2 protein-coding genes are annotated in these 1,678 nt (G+C 42.7%); both read left to right on the top strand.

All coding sequences use genetic code 11. The features are described from left to right. The coding region (rpmA, locus tag ACH2DQ_RS17100) for a 50S ribosomal protein L27 (protein WP_395027558.1) at positions 1–205 on the top strand (205 nt) is incomplete at its 5' end. Positions 206–267: 62 nt separating this feature from the next. After that, on the top strand, positions 268–1,560 hold the full coding sequence (gene obgE / locus ACH2DQ_RS17095) for a GTPase ObgE (protein WP_394911219.1): 1,293 nt from the start codon (positions 268–270) through the stop codon (positions 1,558–1,560). Positions 1,561–1,678 lie beyond the last annotated feature (118 nt).

The following is a 1,678-nucleotide window of genomic DNA, read 5'->3' as shown; positions in this document are numbered from 1 at the left end:
ATTAGGTGCGAAAAGAGCTGACGGACAATTTGTAAAAGCTGGAAATATTCTTTACAGACAGCGTGGAACTAAAATTCACCCGGGCGTTAACGTTGGACGTGGTGGAGATGATACTTTATTCGCTTTAGTTGACGGTGTTGTAAGATTCCAAAGAAAAGGAAGAGATAAGAAACAAGTTTCTATCGTTCCAGTATCAGCAGAATAGTAAAGGTGGCTTCAAATCAAATTGGTTTGAAGCCTATTTTTTTAGAAAGAAGGTGAATGGAAATGTTCGCAGACAGAGCAAAAATATCCATACGTTCTGGTAAAGGCGGGGACGGCCATGTAAGCTTTCGAAGAGAATTATATGTTGCCAACGGCGGTCCTGACGGAGGAAACGGCGGTAAAGGCGGAGATATTATTTTTGAAGTAGACGAAGGCTTAAATACGCTGGTAGACTACCGCCATAAACGCAAGTTCAGTGCACAGGATGGTGAACAGGGCGGTAAGAAACGCTGCCACGGAGGCAACGGCAGTGATTTGGTGTTGAAAGTTCCGGAAGGTACGGTAATAAAAGAGGCAGAAAGCAATAAGGTAATTGCAGACATGTCCGGAGATAACCGCAGACAGGTTATCTTAAAGGGCGGTAAAGGCGGACTTGGCAATATGAATTTTGCCACACCTACCATGCAGGTGCCAAAGTATGCACAGCCCGGACAGCCGTCACAGGAACTTATGGTAAATCTGGAATTAAAGGTCATCGCAGATGTGGGACTGGTTGGTTTTCCAAACGTAGGGAAATCCACATTGTTATCCCGTGTTACCAATGCGAAGCCAAAGATTGCCAATTATCACTTTACAACCTTAAATCCAAATCTGGGAGTAGTAGACCTGGACGGTGGAAAAGGGTTTGTAATTGCGGATATCCCCGGATTGATTGAAGGAGCTTCTGAAGGTATTGGTCTTGGACATGAGTTTTTACGTCATATTGAACGTACAAAAGTAATGATCCATATGGTAGATGCAGCATCCACAGAAGGACGGGATCCAATCGAAGATATCTATAAAATCAACGAAGAATTAAAAGCTTATAATGAAGAAATTGCAGCAAGGCCACAGGTCATTGCCGCAAATAAAATAGATGCCATTTTTGAAGGTGACGAAGATCCCATTCAGAAAATACGGGAGGAATTTGAACCTCAGGGAATTAAAGTATTTGCCATTTCTGCAGTCAGCGGGAAAGGCTTAAAAGAATTATTGTATTATGTACGGGAACTGTTAGATACGGTACCGGAGGCTCCGCTGGTATTTGAACAGGAATTCTTCCCGGAAGAGTTTAATATGAGCGAGAATCTTCCATATACGGTAGAAAAATCCACGGAAGAGGAGCGAACCTACATCGTAGAAGGACCGAAAATTGAAAAAATGCTGGGCTATACCAATCTGGAGTCAGAAAAAGGATTTGCATTCTTCCAGAAGTTCTTGAAAGATACCGGCATACTGAATGAATTAGAAGCTGCAGGAATTGAAGAGGGCGACACCGTGCGCATGTATGGACTGCAGTTTGATTACTATAAATAATTTCATATAGATAAAAGAGGATATGTGTGCCGGATAAGGTAATGATCAGGCATCGTATCGGAGGGAAAGATGACAAGTAAGCAGCGTGCGTATTTAAAGAGTCTGGCAATGACTATGG

It is taken from the genome of Robinsoniella sp., assembly GCF_034124845.1.
Note: the sequence above shows the minus strand (reverse complement) of the source record. Positions and strands in the feature narration are given on the sequence as shown.